Origin of the sequence: Pseudomonas sp. R5(2019) (genome assembly GCF_009905435.1) — a bacterium.
GTDB lineage: Bacteria > Pseudomonadota > Gammaproteobacteria > Pseudomonadales > Pseudomonadaceae > Aquipseudomonas.
The window spans coordinates 16,701-42,415 of the sequence record NZ_JAAAMT010000029.1; the positions used below are offsets into that span (position 1 = coordinate 16,701).

A 25,715-nucleotide genomic window follows, 5' to 3' on the forward strand; every position below is an offset into this window, starting at 1 on the left:
GTAGCTGGCGAAAACTCACTTGAACACATGATGTTAAGCCTTGTTAGCCTCTGACATTCAGCAAGCCACTTTGCAGTGTGGTTGTGGTTACTGCTTCAAATTCATTAAGTTGTACTCGTCATTGGAATGATGACCCTGTGGCTAGAAGCTAAAATTTCTAGCCATTTTTTATGCTCATAATTCCTTAGCGTAAACACCAAATCAACTTCAAACACTTACAAACACTTCCAGCCAAAGGAGAACTTATGGCAATAGAGCGGCTGTGCCCGCAATGTGGCACAAAACACAAAGTTAAACGCACCACCAAAGTCTACTGTTCAACATTGTGTAGGGTTAACGCAGCAAATCTTAGAAAGCATCTACTGGTGACGCTACCAGAGCAGCAAGAGCGACAAGCAGAACCAACACCTCAATAACACAGGAGCATCTTTAAAATGAGCATTGTCCTTCTGATGGTATGCAGTAGCACTTCCCTTGGCCTGCTAACCCTTTCAGCTACAACACTTTACAACAACACAACTCAACGGAGAATCTAAAAATGACAACCTTCAACGCAACAACACTAGAACAACTAAAAGAACAATCCATCAGTAAGTACAAGAACACAGTGAGTGGCTACGACTCTCATGCTGAAACCTGTCCAAAGACTCTACGGGCAATCGGCAAGATGGTGGTCGGGGCTGTAGTAGCAGTTCCCGTCGTCTACCAGACGCAGATTATCGACACATACATTGAGTACGCGTCTAAGGGTTACATCTATCATCCCCATGGAACACTTCCACTTGGAAACGCTGGAAGTGTTCAAATCTACTTCTTTAAACCTGAGATTCCAATAGATTTGAATGGTGCTGAAGTTCGTGTTACTGGTGTCCAATACCAGTGCGATGAGATTCTAAAAATCGTAACAGAAGTAGAACAATCCTATCGTGCTGAGTGCAAAGCAGCAGATGCAGCCGCTGTACTAGCTGAGCAACAACGTATACAGACAGAAATCGAAGCTATGGTCGATGCTGAGATTGAACTAGAACGCCAAGCTCGTATTGATGCGGCTAAAGCTGATCGCCTAGCACGTATTGCAGCAGCAGCTACAGCTAAACCAGCTACCAAGAAAGCCCGCTCATAGGCGCGCCACTCTCTGCACTACAGATGGTTTATGAGCGATCATCGAGATTGATAGTGGTACCCAAGGGCCAGTAGACTCAGCCACTACCAATGGAAAGCAGGGTAAGTGATGGGAAGCCCAACTGAGATAGCTTTTGAAACGGCACGTGAGCTGCTGGATTTTGTGTCCCCTCTCGACCCTGCTTGGAGTCAGGGACACTACATATTCAGAGGACAGCCAAGCGATGAGTACAAGCTAACGCCGTCGATATGTCGTCGTCGTATTGGCTCATTCGCCTACGGCTCGCCCCACAGGATGTTTAGTAATTCCAGCTCAGGACAAGTGACCTTTGAGCTGGACGTACTCAAGAAGTTTTTAGACGGCTGTGATCGGTCGGGTTTGGTAGTGCCGGGATACTCAGAACAGATCAAGGGAAGGCTATTGAACGAACCAAGCTCGTTCTTGAATGCCCATAGACGACCGTGGCCCCAGCCAGACTTGTATGAGATCTTAGCTGCCGCCCAACACTATGAAGTACCAACTCGACTCCTTGACTGGACAGAGAGAAGCTATGTTGCCTGCTACTTTGCAGCGTCGTCAGCAAATTTTGAGCTTGATAGCATGAATGCAAAGATAGCAATTTGGGCACTTAGCACCGAACATTCGAAACACTGGAAAACAGTTGAGATCATCAGGACGCCGGGTGGAACAAGTAGGAACCAAGCGGCTCAATCAGGACTCTTTACTACCCATAAAGTGGATATGCATAGCCTTGGCCTCAACGATATATACCAACCAGAAGCCCTAGAAGAGGTTGAAGAGGTATACAGCATTGCTCAAGGTGGCAGACCGCTCGTTAAAATGACATTGCCGATTAGCGAAGCTCCTGAACTATTAAATCTATGCTCTAAGCTTGGAGTTGATGCCTCAACACTCTTCCCCGGCTATCATGGTGTAGCGAAAATGGTTAGAGACTGGGCAAACGTGTCAGTTGGTGTGAGGCCATCACGGGCACTTATGGATGAGTACAACCAAGATAGTTATGACAATGACCCAGACTTCCATTGAACGCACATAGAAAAGCCCGCTCGATTCTAGGGCGGCTACACTTCAGGCTACAGTTCACACCTTTGGTAGAAGCTCTGTACAAATCCGCTCAAAATGCTCAGCAGCATCTAGCACTTCCATACGCATAACTCCAATTGAGCCTGCTTCATAGCCGTAGCGAGCATTGAAGAAGTATCCCGCGTAATCTTTCAGCTTCTGCTCAAGTGGGTAGCCGCGATTGAGGCGCTCAGACGTGTCTAGGATAGCTTGACGCCAACTTGGCTCAATCTTCTTGAACAGCTTGTCCAAGAAATGCCCATGCTCAGCGGCCACCGCACCATTGAAGATATCAACGCCATTGAGAGTTGTCATAAACCTACTGTCATCTTTGGCTAGGAATGATTTTATAAAAAGTTCCATCGCTAGTCCCGACAACACACAAGCAGGACGCCACTGCTGAGTAGTACCATGCTGCTCAATGAGGAGAGCAGCCGTTAGGTATGCTCTGCCCTGTTCGATAACTTCTAAACTTGGTAATGGTAAGTGTGGCATAACGGCTCCCTGTTGTTTGCGAAGGATCGGAGATTAACAGAATGAAAGAAGCCCGCCTAGCAGAGAGCCAAGCGGGCTGAAGTGGTGGGCTTTAAGCTATTGGCAAACCAGAAGTGCCAGTGCCCGGCGTGACGCCTGTGTGCTTGTATGTGTGTGCTGAATGGAGTTCCACTGACTTTCCATTCACTCACCACATAGCCCTGCCCTGTCCAATTTGGCACCCTATATTTTGAACCAGAAAGAGACACCTTACAATCAGGCAGTCATGCCGGGATTCCTTCCACAATTTCAACTCAACATGAGTCAAGTGGCAGAACTTTACAAACGTTCTGAGTCCGCCCCCCTAGATGCTGCCACTCCCAATGTTACTGGTGGGACACAGATTAATGCCCCAACCACTGTAGAAGGCTCGACCATTCATACTGAATTGAGCGGTAGCGCTACAGAAGAAGATCGTCAGAAACTGATGACAACAGTTACAGCAGAGTTAGATAAACGCGACCAGCGAATGCCATAAATTGCGCAAAAGGCAGTGACTGACATGCTAGGAAGGGCCCGCGCTCAACAAGCTGAACGCCAATAACCGCTGGAGCCTTAACAAAGGCTCTGGCCAACTCCAACCAACACAATTACAGGAAACCTACATGACCAATATTAAAACCATGTTGACATTAATAAGCGCCCTAGTGCTGAGCCTTGTCCTAATGTTTGGATACTCGATTGAAAGCCATTCTGAACTACATAGAACCGACATACAAATACTGGAAGAATCACGCCGCTACACAGACAGCCGAATCATTGAAATCCAGAGCGTAACGCTCAGTGCAATCTCTGATGTTTCAAAAGCCACCAACCTACTAGCCCGTATCATATGCCAAACACAGTTTGATAACAAAGAATGTGAACGAGAACTAGGACCAATTTACAAGGATAAATGATGGAAGCAGCAACACAACGAAAGGCAACTCTAACACTCCGCAAGAATGCTCACCCTGAGCACACTCCTACGCAAAATGTAGAACCCAACACCCCACAAGACTCTCCAGAACTCACACAGGAGCGTTTTCCTGATTGGGAGATTCCAGACAGACCCCAAAGACGGAAACGTCGTAAGGACAAGCCAGTTAAACAATACCGAAAAGAATCGAGGTGGCAATGAGACTTCTCTACAAAGCTATTGAAAGACAAGAGCCAATCAGAATGGCCGCTCAACAGTACCTAACTGATTGGTATGGTCCGCACATTCCATATCTCTTTCCTGAAGTCGTTACACACCTCGTATGGTGTGTTAACAACGGCGTGGATGAGGCTAAATTCAAACGTGACATCAAGAAAATGTATTATATCTAGGAGCAGCTATTGCTGAATAACAAACATGAACCACCTAATCATCCACAGACAATCAAACCTTATCGTTAACGTGATTTGCTCTAGCAGCAAGATTACAGATAACAGCACCTACCGAGCTATCAAGGTGAGCGATTCCATCTTAGACAAATACTACAAGTTGAAGATGCGGAAGAACAGAAGCAATGGGATGGACTCCTCCTCACCTCGGCATCTTGAGTGCCAGACTGAAAGTGCGAACCACAGTCAACTGTGAGAAGGAGTCCACACATGAAGCTTATGCGCATTGGGGTCGACTTGGCCAAGAACGTGTTTCAGATCCACGGCGTGGATTGTCATGAGCAGCCAGTCTGGCGGCAGCGTTTACCTCGCGATCGCTGGCTTCAAACGGTGCTGGAGAAGATCGAGCCCGGCTGTGAGATCGGCATGGAAAGTTGTGGCGGTGCGCACCATTGGGCGCGGCAGCTACAGGCATGCGGATTTCGGGTGAGGCTGATCGCGCCTCAGTTCGTCAAACCGTACGTCAAGAGCAACAAGAACGATGCCAACGATGCCGAGGCAATCTGTGAGGCGATGAGCCGCCCCAGCATGCGCTTCGTCGCCGTTAAGACCATTGAACAACAGGATATCCAGGCGACGCATCGCATCCGGGCCGGCTTAATCGAACAGCGAACAGCCAAAGCCAATCAGATTCGTGGGCTGATCGCCGAGTACGGCCTCGTTGCACCGAAGGAATTACTGATGTTGCGTCGCGCAATACCGTGCTGGTTAGAAGATGCAGATAACGGTTTGACGGCACGCTTTCGTCGCCTGTTAGATGGCTTGTGGGGCGACCTTCGCGTACTGGATGGGCGCGTGGGCGAACTTGATGGCGAGATATCTGCGATTGCGGCAAGCGAGCCAACTGCCGTCCGTTTGCAGCAACTGCGTGGCGTCGGCCCGATGATCGCCACCGCGCTCGTTGCTGCCATCGGTGATGGCAGTCAGTTTGCCAATGGCCGACAACTAGCCGCTTCGCTGGGGCTGACGCCCAGGCAACACAGTTCTGGCGGCAAGGATCGACTGCTTGGCATCAGTAAACGTGGCGATGCTTATCTGCGAACACTGATGATCCACGGTGCGCGATCGGCGCTACGTACAGCCAAATCCAAAGACGATCGACTCAGTCAGTGGGCTGTTCGATTAGCCGAGCGCTCACATCCCAATGTGGCCGCTATCGCACTGGCCAACAAAACTGCACGCATGGCTTGGGCGATGCTGCGCAACGGCACTGATTACCAGCCGGATCGGGCCGCGGCTTGATCTACAAAACTGTCACGTCCAACGAGTAAACAAACCGTCCACCCAGATTGCTAAGCAACCCAAACGATGGCAAACCGGTCGAACCGGCGTCGGCAAAACCCTCAAATGTCCAGGTGCACAAAGCACGTAGAAGCGATTGGGAACCGACGCGCGAATAGCCCATCATGGCCCTGCATCGAAACGATGCCGCAGTCAGAGGCCGAATATACGTGTGCAGTCGGCACGGGCGCCAAAGCGAAGGGGGCTTGCAATGAGGAGGAGTCCATATACGGGACGTTGGTAGACGCTGGCGAGATGTCATATGTGAGCGTAGCGTTCAAAGAACTGCTGAACTGACACATGCCATTTTGTTGGTCCAAACAGGGGTAAAACACTCTACCCCTACCTACCCTACAGGGTAGCCCTTTTGACCCCTGCTTCACCCAATGAATACGGGGGTGTAAATCCTCAATTTCAAAAAAGCACAGCCTAAATTCCAACAGGAGTACAACAATGAAACTTTGTATGTGCCGCAATTGCGACCATGTGTTTACAGCAATCAAAGTAGAAGTTTTCTGCTCTGGCCGTTGCAGACACAGCTACACCCTAACCAACCCAAGACCAACAGCTAACCGTGATGGAGCAACTACCAATGGCAACACAAACCAAGACCAACGTTAAACAAAAGACCTGTCAGAACCCAGATTGCAAGAAACGTTTCAGACCTGCCCGATCTACAGCAAAATTCTGTTCTACAGAGTGCAAAGAACGTAAGAACACCATCAGCAAACGCAAACCTTTCACAATCCCTCGCTCCAACCATTTCTTCCTATACTTGGCTAAAGAAGCTCAACGAGCTGGCACACTGGCAATCTTTGGTACTCTGGTTGGCTCCGTTGATAATCTGATAGAACTGTACAGCGTTGTTAAGCTTCGTATGACAGCCAATGTGTTGAGCGGGAAAGATAGTTTCCACATCTGTCACGTTGCCCCTGTGAAGCACGAAAACGTGCTAGGACTATCCAACGCTGAAAACCTGATCATCGCTCCATCTTTCCTCAACCGTCGCCATTCCAACACCCACAGCAACAAGGCTGGCGTCTTTATGTACCGTGCAAACGTTGAGTTGAAACACTACGTTGGTTCTGATGAAGCTGGTGTTCTAGACCGCATCATTAACATGATCGGTGAGGAAACAATCATTGCGTTCTGCAAGAAGGCCAAACTCACAGAATCCCGGCGCCAAGCCTCTCTTGCTAAGCTGGCCAAGCTGGTTGATTACAACAACCCAGAGCACGCCAGATTCATCGCCATCCTAGAAGACTCCAGTTCCAAGACACCTGAGATTGTTGCTGCTGTTGAAGCTGTACAGAACCGTGCAGAGTTCAAACCCATGATGAAGGGCTGTAGGCTGTCTGACTCTGCCATGCTGATCAAAGAGCTAATCCGTCATGCTGAGTTCCGTTATGAACTGGAAGAGTTCGCTGATATCGCCAAGCAGTACACCCGGGGTGACTTCGCTCACATCGGGCTGAGCATTGATGCACAACGTACACTGTTCGATCTTCTACATGGTGTTGTTGCTGAGGAAATGGAAGATGAGGTTGACTGTTTCAAGTACGAGCTACGCGCCCCATTGCGAGCCGCTGAACAACGTCACAGCGAAGTGTTGATTTTAAACCAAGAACGCCTTACTGCCAGAGCACAGGCCGCTGTTCAAGATGTTGTTAGTGAAGCTGAACAAGCTGCCAAACGTATTCGGGACATGGTGAGCAATGCAACGTTCTACGCTGACTTCCTCGACGGTGCTGACTTCTGCTACTTGCCAACGCCTGCTGTTGCAATCGTGCCTACTCCTGCACCACTGGTGGTGTACGGTCCTGATGAGATTGCATTCTGATCAACAAATCAGAACACACCCCTTCAACTGGGTTGAAATGTTGCCACCTTAAAAAGAGTACAAAATACTCTACAGGCCACGCCCTGTAAGGGTTTCACACTTTCCATCGTGTGCAGCCCCAACCCGGATACAGCCTCATTTACAGTGTTATCCCCCGTGAACGGACGTTCACAGTAGAAGTCAGCCCCGGCCTACAGCCGAAATGTTCGCACGGTACAGCAGAACGCTGGAAGATATTCAATGGAAGGTATTCAAATCCAGAGTAGAAAGTCCTTGATACAAAAGGTTTTTGCTATAAACTGAGCGTTAGCGAAGTTTGTAGCCTCCTACTGGAATTGGCGCTTCGACGTACTGTCGTCCACCACTGCACTGTCAGGATGAAGGTTAATAATAATAAAATCACACCGATCAAGCTCTTGCTCTTCGCTCTTACAATGTCCGTAGGACAAAGAGCTATCCCTTGTGAAGGTTATCCCGTGTCGTTACCGACACAGGGTGATACCTCGCAAGAACGGCAGTTCTACTGTTACTGGCTTTGTAATATATTGGTTTTATCTGGTTGTAACACTTTGAAGATTCCCACCTTGGGCATACGCCCAACGAGTATTCCCCTCTGAACGTCCGTTCAGGATGTTCTCACCTTCCAATTGCGAAGCATCCACCGTTAGGACAGCTCATGGACGATCACGCTTCAATCACTGCTGACACGCTGGAACTGCTGTTACTCAACCAGCAAGCTCTGAGGGCAGGACTTGAAGAACTGTCGCTTTGGATCAGTCAACGAGGATCAACCACCGTACATGACAATGTACTGACCATCCTCACCACTCTCGACACCAATACTGAAGCAATCTCGTCTGGGATCGAATCTCTACGCTCTCTATAATGTGCGTCGGAAATGCAAAGCACCGGAATATACCGGGATTACGCTACCGGGCAACTTTAGAGTAACTACTCTAAAACTATCAATATACCCATATTAAACGTAGGTTATTGGCATAGACGTGTTGCCAGCCAACTCCCTCCAAAAATCCTCAAACCATTGATTTCATTGGCCTACAGCCGGTTAGGCTGACTTCTACACGCCCGGATAACAGGTTTTTGCTAAGCGAGACGCTTTCTCTCGCTCCGTCGCGGAATTTGAAAATTGTGTAGAAATTAGGGATAGACTCAAAGTCAAACTCATAAATCAAGTCTTTGTGCAATGAATTTTCATCAGAGGCGACGATTGGCATTTGTCACATTCCAGTACGAACACCAAACGTCATGCCTGTGATTAGCTCGCAACATTCCAGTGCGAACACCACCAACATCTCCAGAATCATGATTTGTCATTTGGTTGGACTGCCAGTTTTCATTTGCCCTAACGGTCGTTCCTGCTAATGACAAATCCAATAAATCCTTGTAGAATTCACTCCAACAGAACCGTGGTTGGAGATTGGAAATGGATTGTGTCGGGTATGTTCGCGTTTCGATGAAGAGTCAGGGCGAATCAGGTTTAGGTCTGGAAGCTCAGCTTGAGTACATCCAACGTGCAGCCCAACAACAAGGTTGGAACGTCGTAGCCGTTTACAGTGAGGCGGTGTCTGGCACCATCCATCCTCTGGAACGTCCTGAGTTCATCAAAGCCACATCACATGGATTGCCAATCATTGTGGCAAAACTGGATCGGCTGAGCCGGGATGTTGAACACATCGCTGGCTTGATGAAGCGGGCTGACTTCAAAGTGGCCACCATGCCCCAAGCCCAAGCCTTCGAACTCCACCTGTACGCCGCCCTGGCTCAGCAGGAGCGGGAATTCATTTCCAACCGTACAAAAGAAGCCTTGGCCTCTCTCCAGAGTCGTGCAGACGCTGGAGACACTGTAGCAATCCAGAAGGTTAACAACCGTGCTCAGGCTCTCGCCAAGGGTCGTGCTGTGGCTGACATTACAGCAGCGAATAACGTGCGTATGAACAAGGTCGCCAGCTACCAAGACGGTATCCGCCCCCACCTCAAGGCTTGCTTGCACGACAAGATCAACACTCTTCAGTCAGTGGCTGATTGCCTCAACACCAAGGGACTCCGTACTGCCCGTGGTAGCGAGTTCACACCGACAGCGGTACGTCGCCTGATGATCGCTTTGAACGAGTCCTTCTGAGCCTGTAGGGCTCTCAGTGGGCATGTATTACTCTAGAATTAAGAACCAATCTCATTTGCACGCTCGCACATCACTAAGAACCTCACTCTAAAATCCCGGTTTCCAAACGTCCCCCTTCCGTGATTTTCAGGCTGAGAAGTCAAACTTCATGAACATGAGGTCGTTTTCCACGGCGGGAATTTTGGATTTCGTGTGGAAATCACCCTTCTGGTGTTAACATTTAATTTTGAGATTTTTCTGAAACTGGCTATCATCAGCAACACGAAAAATCACATCATGAGGGTTAACAAATGAGCACCATTCCAGAAGGCACCGTTCTAGGCGAAGGCCAGTCTTGGAACGCACAGCACGGCTACGTGCAGACTAAGGGCGCTATGTGCGACCGCCCAGCCCTGCTAGTGGCCTTTGCCGCCTCTGGCGTGTCGGAGACACTGCCTTGGCTGAAAGAGCAAGCTGCCAATGGCGTTGCCGTTCCACCTTACGCCACCTTTAGACTTTGGGCTGCTGCTAAGAAACTGAAAACTACCCCCAGCCCCAGCAAAGCTCCTGCTCCTGCCGTTCCAAACTCCCCCGAGGCGATTAAGGCAGAGATTGCGAGATTGCAAGAAGCGTACAAGGAAAGCCTGCTTTCTAAGGTTGACCGCCTGAAAAGTGAAATCGAGAAGATGCAACAGGAATTGGCAGCGGCTGAGAAAGAGTTGAAAGAAATCACCGCTTGAACCTGTAGCACTGATCCAAGCCCGCCAAATGCGCGGGCGATGGTTTTGGTGCGGAAATGATATGTTGCCCTGCGTAATCACCCCGCAAAGCGAAACTTAGTTGGCAAGGTGATGGCACCTAATGCATCATCCCATCACGCATGCAACGACAATCGGGGGAGCAAGATGAGAGTGGAAGCTAGTCAGTTGAAAAAGGAAGGTATCTTTACGATCATAATCGGTTTCGTGCTGATTGTAATTGCGTTGGTTCTATCGACCGGGTACAACCCCCAATGGGGCTTACTGGCGAGCCTGAATTATGATATGTACATCTTCAACATTGCAGTAGGATGTGAAGAAAAGCTTACATGGACGCAAACATCGACTTGCGAAGATGGTTTTACAATGATGGTGCAGACAAAGTACGTCATATCTGTACTGGGGCTGCTACTGATCTATGGCGTGGGCCAATATCTTGAATTTCTCCCTTCGCTGAAGTTCTGGAGCCAAGACGGAAGAGAGTAGAAAAGGCTCGCTCATCTGGCGGGCTTTGTTCATTCCCCGCCTACATCAACAGCCAGCCCCGTCGCCACATCAATAAATTCTTCGCCATTCCATTTTAAACTCCTGTCTTACTATTCGTACCGCGAACGCATAGCTTCTGAATCTTCTACATCCCACTCCGTTTCACTGCCCTCCCCCTTGGGCTCCCAATACATCCAGTCTTCACCCTCATCTACATAGTTCACCTTTGAAACAAGCAACTCGTTACCGCCCCGCATAAGCTTATACTTATCCTCACGCCGATTAACCCCAGCGTAGCGGTATACGCCTCCTATTTCTGATGAGATAAGTCGACCATCAGAGTAAATGGTGATGGTGTAGCCGACGCTACGAAGCATGGCAGCAAGACGCTGAGGATCACTTCTTTCAAGGTCTTCCACCCTTCCTTGAACCCTCCACATCGTTGGCGGACGCTCCACAGTGGCTTTGAGCAGGGTTAGCTCTCGCTCAGCGGCTTCCCGCTCTCCGTGCATTGCCTGAATCTGGTTCGCCACTTCAGGGATGGTCATTGAGGCTCTAAAAGCTGCGAGCATCGCTTCTATCTCTTTCGAGAGTTCAAGGATTTTGGCCTCAGCAGCGATGATCGCTTTCTCATTCACTCCGCTGCGTTCGCGTGCAACCACTCGATGAGAAGCAGGCTTTGATGTGTGCTCGTAGACAGCGTCAATGACCGTCTTAGGTATCACCTTCTTGTTATCGCAGCCTTTCAGTTCCTGCCGTCTTCTGCACCTCATGCTCACCTGAACGCCCTTGATGGTGCGCATGATGAAGTTGTGACCACAGCTACCACACTTCACCAGACCGACATAAAAATGGGCAGCAGTTTTTGCCCGTGGGGCAGTCTTGCGTTTATTACCTTCGATCTGGGCAAGGTGATACAGCGAGAGGTCAATGATCGGCTCATACACCTGAGAACCATTCCAGCGGCCTATAACCGCCTCATTGCGAAGCCAGCCTTCCACACCGGGGCCAGAACACTTGGCAAGCGCCTCAACACCGCTCTCCCGCATACGCTTTGCAATTACAGCCTTGCCCAAACCTGACGTATACAGCTCAAACGCCAGCTTCACTTGATCTGCAATCTGTTGGACCACATCGCCTTTTGAGGTGAGCCACACAGGCGTATTGCGCTTGGGTGTCTTGCCTTCCTTGGCTAGCTTACGGCGAGAGTCGTAGGATGCCGTGAGACGACGACTCAGGTTGTCACTGTACTGGCGTGCAGCTTGAATCTTGCCAACGAGAATATAGATGTGTCCGCCTTCATTCAGGCTCACCTCAGTGAAGGCAACGTTGTCTTCCAAGGTGATGATCGACACGCCAGCTCGCAGGATAGGACTGACAATGCTGCTCAGCATTTCCAGCACAGGCAGACGCCCGGTGCGGTCGATTGCCTCAACCAACACCGCATCGCCCTTCTTGATCACACCTGCTTCCACAGCAGCAAGCAGCTTCGCAAAGTCGCCGCCTTCTTTGATGTGCTCCCCCTTCCAACCACTCTTGCCCAAGTCTTGGAACGTCGTGTCACTCAGGGAGTATTCAGGGTGCTGGACAAGCCAACTGGCGACCATAGTTTGCTGACGCTCAAGGCTGCTACCCCTTTGCTGGCGGATGCTGGAGAAACGTGCATAGCTGAATGCGGTAGGCATGGCGCCCTCTCAAGGATGCTTGAGCACCAATTATAAACATATGAAATACCTATAAAAAGCGCCTCATGCAGAAACTCAAGGCCAGCTCGCTGGTAGAGCTGATCGAAATGGCGAAACGCAACGCCTTGGTATGAGAGGCTCCATGCCCATCCGACTCAAAGGTACGTGGATCCTGCTGGCAAGCTTTTGCCTGTGCCTGGAACTGGCGGCAAGCCCGGCTCCGGCCGCGCCGCTGCAACTGCTGAGCCGCGCGGAGCAGATTCACCCAGCCCTCACTCCAAATGCCAGCCAGCGACAGTGGCTGGACAGCCGCCGCGAGTTGGTGCTGGGCACCTCGGCGCCGGATTACCCGCCCTTCGACATGACCTCCAATGGCCGCCACTACGAAGGACTGACAGCCGACTACGCCGCGATTCTGGCGGCCAGCCTGGGGTTGCCGGTGCGGATTGAGCGCTTCGACAACCGTCAGGCGGCCGTCCAGGCACTGCGTAAGGGCAGCATCGATCTGCTGGGCAGCGCTAACAGTTTTGAAGCCGCCACGCCCGGGATCCGCTTGAGCACGCCGTACGCCGTGGACCAACCGGTGCTCGTCACCCGTGAAAACGAAAGCCGCTCCCTGAGCGAAGGCCTGGACGGCCTGCGCCTGAGCATGGTTTACAACTACCTGCCATTGGCCGAGGTCCGCGCGACCTACCCCGGCGCAACCCTCTGGACCTACCCGTCCTACCAGAACGCGCTCAACGCCGTAGCGTTCGAGGAGGCCGACGTCTTTCTGGGGGACACCATCTCCACCCACTACCTGATCAATCAGGGCCACCTGAAAAACGTGAAGATGGCCAATTTCGGTCGTCACGAACCGATCGGCTTCAGCTTCGCCCTGCACCAGAACAACCTGGCACTGCTGGAATGGGTCAATGCCACGCTACAGGCGATTCCCCAGAGCACCCGCGAACGCATTTTCCGGCGCTGGAGCGCGGGCAGCGACATCCTGCTGACCGACCACAAACTGCAGCTGTCTCGGCGCGAAACACAGTGGCTGAGCGAACACCCGGTCGTACGCGTGGTGGTCAACGATCATTTCGCGCCGCTGACCTTTTTTGACGAAGACGGCCATTTACGCGGCATTACCGCCGACCTGCTCGACCTGATCCGCCTGCGCACCGGGCTGCGCTTTGAGGTGTTACGCAGCGAGAGCGTCGAGGCCATGATCGCGCAAGTCCAGCAAGGCAGCGCCGACCTGATCGCCGCCGCACCGATGGCGGCCGAGCGCGACACACAGCTGGCAATAGGTCGCCCTTACCTGGAAAACTCCTACGTCCTGCTGACACGAAAACACCCCGATAGCCCCGCCAATCTTGAGCAAATGGCTGAACAGCGGCTGGCCATCGGCCGCGGCAATCCACTGATCGACGACCTGCGCCGGCACTACCCACGGCTGACGCTGGTAGAAACCGATGATGCCTACGCGGCAGCGCACTTGCTTGCCCAAGGCCAGGTAGAGGGCGCTGTCAGTGCCTTGGTCATCGCCAACTACCTGATTGATTCACAGCCCTTTGAAGACCGCCTGAATATCAGTTCGACCGTCGGGACCGAGCAAGCCGGCTTTGCCCTTGCCACCGCACGTCACAACAGCGAGCTGGCCTCCATTCTCGACAAAGCGCTACTCAGCATCGCCCCGGAGGACAATGGTACGCTATTTTGTAATAAAATTACTTTGAGTACCTACCCGGAGCCGATCCAATGCCCAAGGCATACGCATACGTCAGATGGTCAACCGCCGAGCAAGGCGAAGAAGGCCGCGACAGCCACGACCGCCAGACTACCCCACTCCAAGCATTTACAGAGGTCACAGGCATCCCCGTGGTCGAAACCGTCATCGACAAGGGCATCAGTGCGTTCCGTGGTAAAAACGCCCGGATCGGCCAGCTAAAAGGGTTATTGGATAGGGTAGAAAGTGGAGAAATCGAACATGGCGACTACATCATTGTCGAATCAATCGACCGTCTAACCCGCCAGAAACTCACCGACTCCGTTGATCTAATCCAGTCGATTCTCAAGAAAGGCGTGCGACTACACACCGTTTTCGACAACAAGACATATTCCTACGACGATCCCAGCCGCGACCTCGAAACCTTGATCCTTGTGGGGGTCATCGCCAAACGAGCACACGAAGAAAGCGACACCAAGAGCAAACGCCTTAAATCCGCGTGGGTCAAAAAGCGTGATGCCGCCGAAACCAATGTTATCGGTAAGCAATGCCCCTACGGCTTCCGCTACGACGAGCAAAGCCAGTCATTTGTCATCGCAGAAGAAGAAGCCCAAGAAATTCGCCACATTTTCGGCCTGCTCAAACACGTAGGAGTTTTGGAAAGCGTCAAACAGGTTAACCAGTATTCGAAACGCCGTTGGACGAGAACAGCAGTTTTAGCTCTTATCAAGAGCAGAAGCCCCATAGGAGTTCTCCGACTACAACGCCGTAACGAGAACGGCTCCAAAGCCTTTGACCGTTACGTCCCCGGCTACTTCCCAAAAATCATTGACGAAATCGAGTTCGACGCCGCCGTTTCCGCAATGAAAAACCGATTAACCGGAGGAAATAGCGGGAGAAGAACACTCCACCACTACAATATTTTTCGGCACTGCATTCAGTGCGAAGAGCATCAACGCGGAATGATTTTCAACCTACAAATTTTAGGCACAGAAAAAAAGCGTTACGCCTATCTTGTTTGTTCTAACAAAGCCGAACGGGTATGCGAGTGCGATAACCGTATTCGATTTGAGCTTGTTTTTGGCACCTTCCTCGCATTCGTAAAAAAATTATCCGAAAATCGTTATATTGACGAAAGGACAGATAAGAAACGAAAAGACTTCACTTGGTTCAGCCAAGAGCAGTACAAACAAATGGACACCGTAAACGACGCATTTAGCCGTTTTTTTTCCGTTCGTGATACTTCGGCACCAAAGGAAGAGATTAGAGCCAAGAAAGCCACGCTAACGACAGAAAAAACCACGTTGGAGATGTTAGAAGCTTCGCTTGCCCAGTTCGACGGCATAATCCCTCAAACATTTATCAGGCGTGTGGCCGATAGCGAAGCACGGATTACAGTCCTAGAAAGCGAAATTAAGAGCCTTGAAGGCTCATTAGCTATTGAAGCAGAAACGCTTGAAATCACCACCTACGAAGACATATTAGACCTTTACGAAACAGAAGAAGGCCGATTAAAACTCAATACATTTTTTATCAGCCGAGGAATTATCTTCGACGTAAAAATTGACAAAGAAAGCAACACGGTAGGAATAACCGTCCGTATCAAAGGCGAAGACGATTTTAAACTTTATACCCATCAATCTTTCACCCAGAAAAACCCATTAATGCCATTCGGAATCCCAGACCTTTCCCATATCATCAAGTAGATAAAACCCCCTCTAAAACCCGGCATCTTGGAGGGGTTACACATAAATAAAAGCTCCAAACCACCAGAATAGCTTTTGATTTTCTTAAAAACACTCTCCCTTTCTCCCTTTTTACAAAATCACTCGCATAATGCACTCCCCCGCACACGCCTCATGTGTACGCACGCACACGCTTGCGTCTTTAGTTATCAATGTATAGATATCAAATACAATAGATAACAACAATAAAGATTACTACACCACACGCACGCGTACACAACCAAAATCACCAACAAAAACAATCAGCACTATCATGCTTGCTATACATTTTTTATATGGTTCAATATATGTATACGGCTCAGGTATTCAAAGAAGCCCTTAAAAGCATACCTGCTATGTTAACCATCCCACTTTTGCTACGCAAAAGATGTGACGGTTAACGCAGGTGCCTAGTCGGCAGGACAGAAGCAAAAGCCAAGAGCAAAAACCAACCCACCACTGAGGACAAAATGAATGATACCAATTTGCAGACAATCACACTGACCAAAAGAGACAGAAACTACTCCAACCTTAAGGGGCTGGACAGTTCGCTGAAACACTCGCTCAGGCTCGATCAAAACGAGTATGACGACTTTGAATTCAACCCCAATCCAGACCACCCAAATGTCGCCATTGTAGGTGGCGTTGAACAGGTATTAACAAGGGAATTGGCAGGGCAATTACTGGCCGATTTTAATGACCAGTTACAAACCAAACTCAAAGCAACAGAAGCGTCTGATGAGATAGCCTCAGAAAAAGAAAAACTGAGAAAACTCAAATCCAAGCTGGTTAAATTCATCAACGCAACCGAACCAACAGAGATAAAAGAATATGTCACCTCTGTAATGGAGGGAGAAAGGCCGTTGGTAGTCGAAGACTACGCCGCCCTACTCAATCAGCACAAAATCAGCCGTATATCCCAACGTATCGACCTTCTAGAGAATTTCACCACCAAGAAGCGAGAGATCGAGCAAAACGCACCAGATCGAGCCGTATCAAGGACGGTCAACAGGGTTAAGGAAATCATCCTTGTGATCCCCGAACCTAATAAATTGGCAATCACAAAGGGATACACAGACCTTTTGCAGAAAGCCATGCATCAGTTTTATCAAAAAAACTTCCCTAACAACAAGATACTTTTCTCATTCAGCCACTTGGATGAGACAACCAACCACGTTCATGCGTTTCTCGACCTTCAAAATGAGAAGACGGGAAAGTATGATTTTTCAGCCCAAGAATTTGAATTCGCATCACAATACTATGCGAGGAATAAAGCTCACCTTGACAAAATACCCGAACCGCCAACATTAGAAGACTTCAAACTCCCCAACCGTAGCGAAGAAAAGCAAAATCATAGGTTTATCCGAGAACGCGAGTCATGGAAGTCAAAAGTAATGCAGGCGGCCTTTTATGAACACTTTAACGGATTAGCCGCTGCATATGGCTTACAAGCCAAATTCCTACCTAAAACCAAGGAAAAACAGGAATTCCTAAGCAAGATTGAACAGGAAGCCAAAAAGCCGAAAAGTGAGCGAAGCCACAACTATTACACCAGACACATAGAAAAGCTGCAGCAGGAGTTAACCACAAAGGAGGTCGAACTTATCGAGCAAAAAGCCACAATCGTCACCCTTAACACCACGATAAAAGACCTACAAGGAACGGCTAGCACCTACAAAGCAAACATACAGAGCCTAGAAATAAAGGCCAGCGAGCAGAGAAAAGAAAATGCCGAGTTAGATAGTCAAAAGCAGAAATTAGACGACGAAATAACGGAAAAAACTACAAAGACTGCAGAGTTGTCATCTAATTTCAAAACCATGAAATCCAGAATGACAAAAGAACTGAATGAACTACGAAAGAAAATTAAGGAGGACACCAACAGAAAAACTGTTTTAGAGAAAGCCATCAAAGCATACGAAGAAGAACTTGAGCCTTTGATGAAACGCTTTGACATTCTGGTGGATCGACTACTTGAAGCCAGAAGGCTCGACGAGAACCCAGAGCGATACTATAAGAGATTACGAGAAAACACCTATGAAATGGCTAGTCGTTTGGGCAAAGAGAAACGAAAGGACTATCTATTCAACGTTGCAGAACAACTCAGAGAACAAGGCTTGGACCATACCCAAGCGGCATTAGGATTTAGCGATAAAGTAAAACTTTGGGCATCTGACACGTTCACTACCAAGCAAGTGGTTGAATTCGACAAGGAAGAAGCTGAGCAGGCAAAAGAAGCCAGAAGGCGAAGATTGCTAAAGCTCAAACCGCCAACTCCATTCCAAGACCCTTATGACCCATACAAATAGCCGTGACTGTGCATAACTGAGGGGCACAAACTAATGCATTACACCAAGAATTGGGCAGTAATTCGTAGAGCAACACAAAAAGAAATGGCAACTAAGTCCTTAAAAACATCCCAATCAGGATTGTTTCTTTCGAAGGTCTTTAAAGGCCCATTCAGCGGGTTCTGCGACCGCTAGTAACGGAGCATGTGCTTTGATATCAATCTGCGACAAAAGGCCGTACATTAAGTCTTTCGTATTATGTTTATTTAGATATAGAGACACAAACATATCCAAAGAATCAATCTTACCACCCAACTTATATACGGACGTTATTTTTGCACTATTCAATATTGTAGAAAAAAAGAAGTATTTTTCAAAAACAGCAATTGGTCGCTGAACCTCTTTCATATATATCGCATGTAGCCTTGCGGAACTTAACTCTTCTTCACCTACCGCCTCGTCTTTTCTGAGTATAGGCTCAAGCTCCAACTTAGATAATGCACGGGAAAGATAATTGTAATACATATCCTGCCACTGCATTCTCACTATTGCTCGCTGAACATCCTCATCCATCGAATTGAACAACTCCTTAAAACCAATACCTACATTAGACAAAGCAGAAATTGCATAGTTTAAATTATCCAAACAAGTATCTTTGCCAGTCTTAATCTCGCTAGCAGTAGAAACCATCTTGTCTATTAGCACTTTTGCTTCATCTGCTATGATTTTCTGTCTCTGTTGCCTTACATTTTTACGATACTGTAATAACGCCAAAATAAAAGCTGATGCCGTAGCTATTTGAGCAAGCCCATTAAACAAATCTATAACCGTAACTTTACTAGAAGGCGAAACACCACCAACCCCATATATAACCAAAATGCCATAGGTTAAATATGACGACAATACAAAAACAAAAACCGTATACCCAACAAAATCCAAAATATTAGACTTCACCTTTAAGATAGGCTTTTCGAAAATCATAGCAAACCCTCACGCCCCAGCTATACAAAACAAATAACAACCACGTATACCTCACATACTACAACCAAGAGCCCCTCTAAAACAACAAAAAGCCCGCAACTAGGCAGGCTTTTTTCCATCCAAGTTTGACAAACCTAGAAAGTATGGCAACTTGAAAGAAGCAGAAAAAGAAAACCACCTTGGGGAAGGTGGCGAAGGATACTACGATAAAATTTTAAAAAACTTCAATCAACACAACCATTTAATCATCATAAAAATTATTGTCAAGTCATCTCCCAAGGTTTTCTTTTTCTAAATAACTATTAGAAGAGGATAACAATGGGATGCGTAAAACTATTTGAGGACTACTTACCAAGAAGACCTTACCACACCGATGATTTAATCAGCGGCTTAAAAATCAACAAAAAAGAAAAAGCAAAACTTGGACGACTTATACAGCCGAACGGCCCAACTCATAGATATTGGATGGTTTTTGACTTGGATAGGTCTGACGCCGGTATGCACTGGGATCATGTAGGGGCACCAGCTCCGAACCTAATAGCTCGAAATCCGGCCAATGGGCACGCTCATTTACTCTATCTGCTACAAACCCCTGTACGAACCGCAATCGAAGGCAAAACCGCCCCTTTACGCTACGCAGCAGCCGTTGAGGCGGGCTTGCGTAGTCGGCTAGGAGCAGACCGAGGCTATTCCGGGTTGATCTGCAAGAACCCGATCAATTCCCACTGGATCGTCCACCAATGGCAGGCCGATCCATACACCTTGGACGACTTAGCTGACTACGTTGATTTAACGCCAGAAAAAGCCAAACAGAACGTTGTAGAAGAATACGGGTTGGGCCGTAACTGTATGCTTTTCGATGAGTTGAGGGCGTGGGCATACAAAGCCATCCGCCAAGGCTGGCCCGACTACAATCAATGGCTAAACGCTTGCCTTGTTCGTGCCACTGGCTACAACGTCAATTTTACTACGCCACTGGCTATTTCCGAGGTTAAACACACGGCCAAGAGCGTAGCGAAGTGGACGCATAGAAACTTTAACCGTGGCACCTTTGAGGATTATGTCGCCAGAACGCACACTAGCGAGCTACAGAGCTTTAGAGGCAAGCAAAAGGGTAAGACCAAGAGAGAGCGAGGCATTATCTTGCTTGAAGCTGGGGCAACTATTACGGAAGTGATGAAGGAATTAAAAGTAAGCAGAGCGACAGCATACAACTGGAGGACAAACCCATAACATTATAATCTGTCTAAAAGCCTATATCAGATAATAGCACCCGGAGAGGGTGTTTCTTCTTCCCTTTCCTCCCCCCTTTCCTCCCCATATCCCCCCACACATACATACACCGCCCCACCGATAGCCATAGAACGCACGGAAATGGTCAAAATCGGTTTGCATTTACTCGATTGATACGAAGACACCACGAAGCCACCCCGCACGCCTAAAATGACTAATTACGTTATACCTCATAGCATTATAATTTGTCGCAAAGCCTATATCAGATAATAGCACCCGACAGCGTGAACCACCCCACCCCATAGCTTACTATGCTTCGGAGATATATCCCTGAACCTATATGTATGTATACATACATATCAAATTCCTTTCCTGATGAAAATTTCACACTTTTCAAATTCATGGGAAACGGTGAATATCCCTCACTGGGCTGATGAGTCCATATATCCCGAAAGCGTCGAGGACCACTAAGAAAAAAACGGGCCTTTTTGAAAATACAATTTCTTTAAAAACAAGCTCAAAGATTTTTACAAATTTATACCATATTTTTGATATATCGCATTTTTCGACCATCGAATTATGGCTTACAAATAGCAAAATATCTTGTCAAGAGCAAAATGAAAATAAATATAAAGTCCAACCTTAATCGTTAAATATGGTTCAACAGTAAGTTAATCACTTAGTTGATATTTGCAACAAAGCAGAACAAAAAACGACACTCCAAAAACTCAAAATTCACTCTCAAATGCATTTCACAAAAAAATGCAGGGTATTGGTCACGTTCAAAATTGAAAATAATGAGAATATCGAGTTTCCTACAAATCATATCCCCGAAGCAATATTATAGGTTCGGAGATATAACCTTGAAGCATTGACTTATAAAAAACCTATGGTAATTGTATTATAACAACATAGGAGTTCTATTATGAACAAGGCGGAATATGCAGGAAAAATAGGTGGTCTAGTAGGCGGATTCAAAAGAAGAGAGCGTCAAGCGTTCTTGGTTAGCTTTTTAAAAATCTTAGAGATGGAGGAATTTCCAAATTTAAAATTGACGTCATGCCTCGCCAAGAAGCTCATTGCAGAATTTTCAGGCTGCAAATCAATATCTAATGATGTTTTAGTAAAGGAATTCGGAACGCCGGGAAATAAGACAAAAAAGCAAAACCTCAACGAAACCGTGCTTATATTGACCGAGCGACATAGGGAAACGTATAGACATCTTTGGGGGGCAGCAAAAATCAAGATTGATGCAGACGCAAATGAATACAAAAAACGCATAACCGAAGAAATGCGACCGCAATAAAATTCAAAACATGTAAAGCGTGGCATTACATACTTATGTCCTCGAAGCTAATCTTTTGCTTTGCGGATATATAAATTCCTACGCCGTAGGAACTTCATTACCTTATGCTTCACGGATATACATCCTACTCCCACAGAGTAGAATCGCCCATTCCATTTCGTTTAAATTAGGCAGCAATAGGTTCAAGGATATATCTCCGAAGCATTAGCTATCACACCCTACAAACCTACAAGGCCGCATCCACGGCCACACTAGCCGAAATCTCTATAAACCACTCCGAATCAATTTTCTCCAACCGCCCCCCGAGAAATAAATTACGCTCATTAAAACTAAGAATTTCTCTTGGCGAGCCTTCCGTGTCTTTTGCAAGACACATAACCATGTAGCACTTAGCTCCGCCTTCGATTAGTTTGATATGGCTTAGGCGTTCCATATACCCAAGATTATCCTGTCCTTCGCCATATTTTTCCAAATGAGATAGCTGCATGTAATGGGTGGTGTCACGTTTGATTTTTCGGTCCTGCCACACACGCAGAATAACCGTCCCATCGTCGCGTACCCCGCCCCAAGACCAACGAGGATTTTTAAGTGGTGAACCAAGCTTCTTAAAAAACTGTGTCAAACTCATAAAACCTCCTTCGCTACTACTTTGGGAAAACCTAGTTACAACGTTCTAGACTTTCAAATGGAAGTGCAATTTTGGAAGCAAACCACGACGTACCGTTATTGGACTGTTTAACATGAAAACAAACAACCCCATATGTATCTTCTACCCCGACACCAATAAATGGAGGCAGCCATAGTAATTCTAGCTCACCATCACCTTCCCATCCATTGCTTTTCAAAAGCTTCTCAGCTTCACGGATATAAGTATAACCGTCAGGGTATCTACCCAATACCTCTCTCGCGTTTAGAAAAAACAATCCATCGTCAATAAAGTGATAAGAATACACAACAAAATCTCTAATATCTTCAGGCGTCTCACCAAGACTTTCTAGCATATTGCTAAAACGCTCTTTATTACTACCCGCCATAAATAATCTCCTTTGCTTTTAGTTATTTTTCTTTGTACTGACCTGATTTTTTTGGATAACACAAATCATAAATAGCCCGAGCCAAAGCCTCATCATACGGCACCCAGCATCCTGTTATTGCTATACCGTCACTTGTCCATACGCCACCGTCAGACGAATCACAGTAAATCCACCAGATGGATTTACCCTCTACGATAGCAAACCAATTTGAATACCCTGAAGGGCGAGACTCTCGCAGCAGCCCTTTTTTTTCACTTTCGCCAGCATCCTGCCAAGAACGAAAGCGACTTGTTTTCGTACCGTTCTTAGCTATATATCTGTGGATACTCTCTCTAGTGTACATTATTTTATTTTTGCTGAATGGTTAAAAAATAAGACCTATATATACGTTCAATCTGCAAATCAGGCTTTTTTTCGCAAAACGCTAACGCCATATTTTTTAGACTTCCAAACTTTTCAGTTTCTTTCTCTATCAAATCGTTTGTAAGCTTCTCGTTTTCAAGTAAAGCTTCGTAAGCAAGAAGAGATGCTTGATATGGATTCGCCAACTGCCCAGCGGCTTTATATTCTTTATAAATATTTTCCGCAGTACCCATTGTTAGATTTTTCAAAGCCAACGTATTCACGGCGGAAATTTTTTCCTCCACCGTAGTGAACCCACCCTGTAAAGGCTGCTTTAAACGCTCACTGGCGTTGTCCTTCTCCAACTCGGGACAAGTGTAGGCTTGTGCATTTCCAGCAATCAACAGTGTCGACATCATGGCGGAAAGTGTGTATCGCATTAAGCTAGTCTTACGCAAAATATAGGCTTCCTATAGTAATCGAGCGGCTTATTGCCTAAAAAGCACTCATCCATGTGAGAGGTTATGTAGATTTTCACCCTTCGCTCGCAGCATTGTCCACAGCGGTAAACCGGCCCCCAAAGTCACGGGTACTAGTCCCCGCACCTTTGGCGACCTCGATCATTATTATTAGAAAAAGGTAGACCCTTCGAGCTGGGCATCATCAACAGCCGCTGGCGCGGTTACCGTGCCGCGAACGATGGCTGGCGCGGCCATGAGCGGTTGATCTACCAGGTGATACTCGGCTGCGCGGCGTTGCTGATGCTGTCGCTGGCCTGGAACGCGTGGATGCGCAGGCAAATCAAGCAGCGCGAAGCGGCCAAGCTCGCCCTGAACGACCAGCTCGAGTTCATGCGCGCGCTGGTCAATGGCACGCCGCACCCTATCTATGTGCGCGACCGGGCGGGTTTGCTGCAGATCTGCAATGACAGCTACCTGAAAGCCTTTTCCACCACGCGCGAGGCGGTCATCGGCAAAAGCGTGCTGAACACCCTGCCGCTCGAACCCCAGCGCGCCCGGCAGGTCCATGCCGACTATCAACAGGTGATGAGCAAGGGTCAGCCGATGATTCAGGATCGCCCAATGCGGATCAACGGCCGCGAGATGACCATTTACCACTGGATTCTCCCCTACCGCAATTCGCTCGGTGAAGTGCAAGGGATCATCGGCGGCTGGATCGACATCAGCGAGCGCCGCCAGCTGATCGAAGCGCTGCACAAGGCCAAGGACCAGGCCGATGCGGCAAACCGTGCCAAGAGCACCTTCCTGGCCACCATGAGCCACGAAATCCGCACTCCGATGAATGCCGTGATCGGCATGCTGGAGCTGGCCATCCAGCGGGCCGACCAGGGCCACCTGGACCGCCCTGCCATCGAAGTGGCCTACGGCTGCGCCAAGGATCTGCTGGAGCTGATTGGCGACATTCTCGACATTGCCCGCATCGAGTCCGGGCATCTGGTCTTGAGCCCGGAACGGGTCAATCTGGGCGAGCTGGTCGCGTCGGTCGGACGGGTGTTCGACGGTCTGGCGCGCCAGAAGCACCTGAACCTGACCTTGAAACTGGACCCTGGCGCCGACCGGGAAGTCCTGATCGACCCGTTACGCTTCAAGCAGATTCTCAGCAATCTGGTCAGCAATGCGATCAAGTTCACCGACCAGGGAGGCGTGACGCTGGCCCTGAGCCTGGCCCCTGCCCCCGACCCGAATCAACTGCGGCTTTGCATCCGGGTCAGTGACACCGGCATGGGCATCAGCCAGGCCGACCAGCAGCGATTATTCGAGCCGTTTGCCCAGGTCGATGGCGTGAACCAGGGGCGCAGCGGCGCAGGGCTGGGACTGGTGATCTGCCGTAGCCTCTGCACCTTGATGAATGGCACCCTGACGATCGACAGCGAGCCGGGCCGAGGCACCGAGGTGAACATCAGCATGACCGTGCCCAGCCTGGAAACCGCCCTTGTGGCGCAACCCTGCGAGCCCGCACCGCCGACACCCGACCGGGGGCTGAACGTGCTGGTGATCGACGACCACCCGGCCAACCGCCTGCTGCTGACCGAACAATTGAATTTCCTGCAGTTGCGTCACAGCACCGCGGCCAATGGCGCGCTGGGTCTGGACAGCTGGCTGCAGGGTGGTTTCGATGTGCTGATCGTCGATTGCAACATGCCAGTCATGAATGGCTACGAGCTCACTCGCGCCGTGCGCCAACATGAACGAGAACAGGGCCTCAGACCCTGCACCGTATTCGGTTACACCGCCAACGCGCAGGCCGATGAGCGCGAGCGCTGCCTGAAGGCTGGCATGGATGACTGCCTGTTCAAACCCCTGAGCCTGGTCACCCTGCGGCAACGGCTGGCCCAGGTCCCACGGCTGACGAACGCAAGCCGTGCTAACCCAGCCGTTTTTTCAGCCATTGCCCTGGAGGTGTTGACCGGCAACGACGCACAGATGCAACGGCGCCTGCTCGAAGAGCTGCTGCGCAGCAGCCGTGAGGATCGGGAATTGCTGTGCAACCTGTGCCGACTGGAGGATATGCCGGCGCTCGGGGATCTGGCGCATAAACTCAAAGGTGCTGCTCGATTGGTTGAAGCACGCCCACTGGAGCACTGTTGCGAAGGCCTGGAGTGGCTCTGCAGCCAGCCTGCGGACATCACGCAAATCGAAGCACAGTGCGCTGAACTCGAGCGGACCCTGGGTGAGCTGGAAGACGCCTTGAAACAACACCTGCGCGGGCTTGCGCGAGCCGTAGGCGCGACTGCCCGAATAGGATAAGCACTACACAAACATACGCTTTTGAAGTCAGGACTGGGGGTGAACGAGGGGTGA

22 protein-coding genes and 2 pseudogenes are annotated in these 25,715 nt (G+C 48.9%); 17 read left to right on the forward strand and 7 right to left on the reverse strand.

Annotated elements, in window-relative coordinates; translation table 11 throughout:
* Positions 1–538: 538 nt before the first annotated feature.
* Together GUY40_RS18205 and GUY40_RS18210 are read left to right on the forward strand one after the other, a co-directional pair.
* Entirely contained in the window at positions 539–1,123 is a 585-nt protein-coding gene (locus GUY40_RS18205) for a hypothetical protein (RefSeq protein WP_166570294.1), read from the forward strand.
* A 108-nt stretch (positions 1,124–1,231) separates the two neighbouring features.
* Positions 1,232–2,170 carry an FRG domain-containing protein gene (locus GUY40_RS18210; RefSeq protein WP_166570295.1) on the forward strand — a complete coding sequence of 313 codons (939 nt, stop codon included), beginning with the start codon at positions 1,232–1,234 and terminating at the stop codon, positions 2,168–2,170.
* 54 nt (positions 2,171–2,224) lie between these two features.
* Here GUY40_RS18210 and GUY40_RS18215 read toward each other — a convergent pair whose 3' ends face one another.
* Positions 2,225–2,701, reverse strand: a complete 477-nt coding sequence (locus GUY40_RS18215) for a hypothetical protein (RefSeq protein ID WP_166570296.1) — start codon at positions 2,699–2,701, stop codon at positions 2,225–2,227.
* A gap of 229 nt (positions 2,702–2,930) precedes the next feature.
* Between GUY40_RS18215 and GUY40_RS18220 the strand changes: the two genes are divergently transcribed.
* The 5 genes from GUY40_RS18220 to GUY40_RS18240 all read left to right on the forward strand — a co-directional run bounded on the left by GUY40_RS18220 (position 2,931) and on the right by GUY40_RS18240 (position 8,115).
* Complete coding sequence (locus GUY40_RS18220) at positions 2,931–3,218, forward strand: hypothetical protein (RefSeq protein WP_166570297.1); 288 nt, start codon at positions 2,931–2,933, stop codon at positions 3,216–3,218.
* Between the two features lie 127 nt (positions 3,219–3,345).
* Entirely contained in the window at positions 3,346–3,639 is a 294-nt protein-coding gene (locus GUY40_RS18225) for a hypothetical protein (protein ID WP_166570298.1), read from the forward strand.
* A gap of 679 nt (positions 3,640–4,318) precedes the next feature.
* Positions 4,319–5,350 carry an IS110 family transposase gene (locus tag GUY40_RS18230; RefSeq protein WP_166570299.1) on the forward strand — a complete coding sequence of 344 codons (1,032 nt, stop codon included), beginning with the start codon at positions 4,319–4,321 and terminating at the stop codon, positions 5,348–5,350.
* Positions 5,351–5,981: 631 nt separating this feature from the next.
* Positions 5,982–7,229: a hypothetical protein gene (locus GUY40_RS18235; RefSeq protein ID WP_166570300.1), complete on the forward strand. Its 1,248-nt coding sequence runs from the start codon at positions 5,982–5,984 to the stop codon at positions 7,227–7,229.
* A gap of 676 nt (positions 7,230–7,905) precedes the next feature.
* Positions 7,906–8,115: a hypothetical protein gene (locus GUY40_RS18240; protein ID WP_166570301.1), complete on the forward strand. Its 210-nt coding sequence runs from the start codon at positions 7,906–7,908 to the stop codon at positions 8,113–8,115.
* Positions 8,116–8,263: 148 nt separating this feature from the next.
* Here GUY40_RS18240 and GUY40_RS18245 read toward each other — a convergent pair whose 3' ends face one another.
* Entirely contained in the window at positions 8,264–8,464 is a 201-nt protein-coding gene (locus tag GUY40_RS18245; RefSeq protein WP_166570302.1) for a hypothetical protein, read from the reverse strand.
* A 209-nt stretch (positions 8,465–8,673) separates the two neighbouring features.
* Here GUY40_RS18245 and GUY40_RS18250 point away from each other — a divergent pair, with 209 nt between their 5' ends.
* The 3 genes from GUY40_RS18250 (at position 8,674) to GUY40_RS18260 (ending at position 10,592) form a co-directional block, all read left to right on the forward strand.
* On the forward strand, positions 8,674–9,369 hold the full coding sequence (locus tag GUY40_RS18250; protein WP_166570303.1) for a recombinase family protein: 696 nt from the start codon (positions 8,674–8,676) through the stop codon (positions 9,367–9,369).
* Between the two features lie 290 nt (positions 9,370–9,659).
* Positions 9,660–10,088, forward strand: coding sequence for a hypothetical protein (locus GUY40_RS18255; RefSeq protein WP_166570304.1), 429 nt, complete (start codon positions 9,660–9,662; stop codon positions 10,086–10,088).
* Between the two features lie 165 nt (positions 10,089–10,253).
* Positions 10,254–10,592 (forward strand): hypothetical protein, encoded by a 339-nt coding sequence (locus GUY40_RS18260; RefSeq protein ID WP_166570305.1) that lies wholly within the window; start codon positions 10,254–10,256, stop codon positions 10,590–10,592.
* Positions 10,593–10,702: 110 nt separating this feature from the next.
* On the opposite strand, the gene GUY40_RS18265 is transcribed toward GUY40_RS18260, so the two are convergent.
* Positions 10,703–12,277, reverse strand: coding sequence for a recombinase family protein (locus GUY40_RS18265; protein WP_166570306.1), 1,575 nt, complete (start codon positions 12,275–12,277; stop codon positions 10,703–10,705).
* Between the two features lie 44 nt (positions 12,278–12,321).
* On the opposite strand from GUY40_RS18265, the pseudogene GUY40_RS18270 reads away from it, so the two are divergent.
* From GUY40_RS18270 to GUY40_RS18285, 4 genes and pseudogenes are all read left to right on the forward strand, one after another.
* A pseudogene (locus GUY40_RS18270) lies at positions 12,322–12,411 on the forward strand (DNA-binding response regulator); the annotation flags it as partial.
* 8 nt (positions 12,412–12,419) lie between these two features.
* A pseudogene (locus GUY40_RS18275) lies at positions 12,420–13,973 on the forward strand (transporter substrate-binding domain-containing protein); the annotation flags it as partial.
* Positions 13,974–14,017: 44 nt separating this feature from the next.
* Positions 14,018–15,691 (forward strand): recombinase family protein, encoded by a 1,674-nt coding sequence (locus tag GUY40_RS18280; protein ID WP_166570307.1) that lies wholly within the window; start codon positions 14,018–14,020, stop codon positions 15,689–15,691.
* A 488-nt stretch (positions 15,692–16,179) separates the two neighbouring features.
* Positions 16,180–18,018, forward strand: coding sequence for a hypothetical protein (locus GUY40_RS18285; RefSeq protein WP_166570308.1), 1,839 nt, complete (start codon positions 16,180–16,182; stop codon positions 18,016–18,018).
* Positions 18,019–18,132: 114 nt separating this feature from the next.
* On the opposite strand, the gene GUY40_RS18290 is transcribed toward GUY40_RS18285, so the two are convergent.
* Complete coding sequence (locus GUY40_RS18290; protein ID WP_166570309.1) at positions 18,133–18,978, reverse strand: hypothetical protein; 846 nt, start codon at positions 18,976–18,978, stop codon at positions 18,133–18,135.
* A gap of 318 nt (positions 18,979–19,296) precedes the next feature.
* Here GUY40_RS18290 and GUY40_RS18295 point away from each other — a divergent pair, with 318 nt between their 5' ends.
* Both GUY40_RS18295 and GUY40_RS18300 read left to right on the forward strand, forming a co-directional pair.
* Entirely contained in the window at positions 19,297–20,211 is a 915-nt protein-coding gene (locus GUY40_RS18295) for a replication initiation protein (protein ID WP_166570310.1), read from the forward strand.
* A 925-nt stretch (positions 20,212–21,136) separates the two neighbouring features.
* Positions 21,137–21,517 (forward strand): hypothetical protein, encoded by a 381-nt coding sequence (locus tag GUY40_RS18300; protein ID WP_166570311.1) that lies wholly within the window; start codon positions 21,137–21,139, stop codon positions 21,515–21,517.
* A gap of 226 nt (positions 21,518–21,743) precedes the next feature.
* On the opposite strand, the gene GUY40_RS18305 is transcribed toward GUY40_RS18300, so the two are convergent.
* The 3 genes from GUY40_RS18305 to GUY40_RS18315 all read right to left on the reverse strand — a co-directional run bounded on the left by GUY40_RS18305 (position 21,744) and on the right by GUY40_RS18315 (position 23,351).
* Positions 21,744–22,145 (reverse strand): hypothetical protein, encoded by a 402-nt coding sequence (locus tag GUY40_RS18305; RefSeq protein ID WP_166570312.1) that lies wholly within the window; start codon positions 22,143–22,145, stop codon positions 21,744–21,746.
* 31 nt (positions 22,146–22,176) lie between these two features.
* Positions 22,177–22,551: a hypothetical protein gene (locus GUY40_RS18310; RefSeq protein WP_166570313.1), complete on the reverse strand. Its 375-nt coding sequence runs from the start codon at positions 22,549–22,551 to the stop codon at positions 22,177–22,179.
* Positions 22,552–22,898: 347 nt separating this feature from the next.
* The gene (locus GUY40_RS18315) at positions 22,899–23,351 is read right to left on the reverse strand and encodes a hypothetical protein (protein ID WP_166570314.1); all 453 of its coding nucleotides are present in this window, start codon (positions 23,349–23,351) and stop codon (positions 22,899–22,901) included.
* Positions 23,352–23,681: 330 nt separating this feature from the next.
* On the opposite strand from GUY40_RS18315, the gene GUY40_RS18320 reads away from it, so the two are divergent.
* Positions 23,682–25,661 carry an ATP-binding protein gene (locus GUY40_RS18320; protein ID WP_306092849.1) on the forward strand — a complete coding sequence of 660 codons (1,980 nt, stop codon included), beginning with the start codon at positions 23,682–23,684 and terminating at the stop codon, positions 25,659–25,661.
* Positions 25,662–25,715: the final 54 nt, after the last annotated feature.

Bases quoted from the DNA above. Each gene is read 5' to 3' on its own strand.
- GUY40_RS18225 (WP_166570298.1), top strand. From the start codon at position 3,346: ATGACCAATATTAAAACCATGTTGACATTAATAAGCGCCCTAGTGCTG.
- GUY40_RS18235 (WP_166570300.1), top strand. From the start codon at position 5,982: ATGGCAACACAAACCAAGACCAACGTTAAACAAAAGACCTGTCAGAAC.
- GUY40_RS18280 (WP_166570307.1), top strand. From the start codon at position 14,018: ATGCCCAAGGCATACGCATACGTCAGATGGTCAACCGCCGAGCAAGGC.
- GUY40_RS18230 (WP_166570299.1), top strand. From the start codon at position 4,319: ATGAAGCTTATGCGCATTGGGGTCGACTTGGCCAAGAACGTGTTTCAG.
- GUY40_RS18320 (WP_306092849.1), top strand. From the start codon at position 23,682: ATGCGCAGGCAAATCAAGCAGCGCGAAGCGGCCAAGCTCGCCCTGAAC.
- GUY40_RS18205 (WP_166570294.1), top strand. From the start codon at position 539: ATGACAACCTTCAACGCAACAACACTAGAACAACTAAAAGAACAATCC.
- GUY40_RS18295 (WP_166570310.1), top strand. From the start codon at position 19,297: ATGGGATGCGTAAAACTATTTGAGGACTACTTACCAAGAAGACCTTAC.
- GUY40_RS18300 (WP_166570311.1), top strand. From the start codon at position 21,137: ATGAACAAGGCGGAATATGCAGGAAAAATAGGTGGTCTAGTAGGCGGA.
- GUY40_RS18245 (WP_166570302.1), bottom strand. From the start codon at position 8,464: ATGCCAATCGTCGCCTCTGATGAAAATTCATTGCACAAAGACTTGATT.
- GUY40_RS18265 (WP_166570306.1), bottom strand. From the start codon at position 12,277: ATGCCTACCGCATTCAGCTATGCACGTTTCTCCAGCATCCGCCAGCAA.
- GUY40_RS18215 (WP_166570296.1), bottom strand. From the start codon at position 2,701: ATGCCACACTTACCATTACCAAGTTTAGAAGTTATCGAACAGGGCAGA.
- GUY40_RS18305 (WP_166570312.1), bottom strand. From the start codon at position 22,145: ATGAGTTTGACACAGTTTTTTAAGAAGCTTGGTTCACCACTTAAAAAT.
- GUY40_RS18250 (WP_166570303.1), top strand. From the start codon at position 8,674: ATGGATTGTGTCGGGTATGTTCGCGTTTCGATGAAGAGTCAGGGCGAA.
- GUY40_RS18210 (WP_166570295.1), top strand. From the start codon at position 1,232: ATGGGAAGCCCAACTGAGATAGCTTTTGAAACGGCACGTGAGCTGCTG.
- GUY40_RS18310 (WP_166570313.1), bottom strand. From the start codon at position 22,551: ATGGCGGGTAGTAATAAAGAGCGTTTTAGCAATATGCTAGAAAGTCTT.
- GUY40_RS18285 (WP_166570308.1), top strand. From the start codon at position 16,180: ATGAATGATACCAATTTGCAGACAATCACACTGACCAAAAGAGACAGA.
- GUY40_RS18240 (WP_166570301.1), top strand. From the start codon at position 7,906: ATGGACGATCACGCTTCAATCACTGCTGACACGCTGGAACTGCTGTTA.
- GUY40_RS18255 (WP_166570304.1), top strand. From the start codon at position 9,660: ATGAGCACCATTCCAGAAGGCACCGTTCTAGGCGAAGGCCAGTCTTGG.
- GUY40_RS18290 (WP_166570309.1), bottom strand. From the start codon at position 18,978: ATGATTTTCGAAAAGCCTATCTTAAAGGTGAAGTCTAATATTTTGGAT.
- GUY40_RS18260 (WP_166570305.1), top strand. From the start codon at position 10,254: ATGAGAGTGGAAGCTAGTCAGTTGAAAAAGGAAGGTATCTTTACGATC.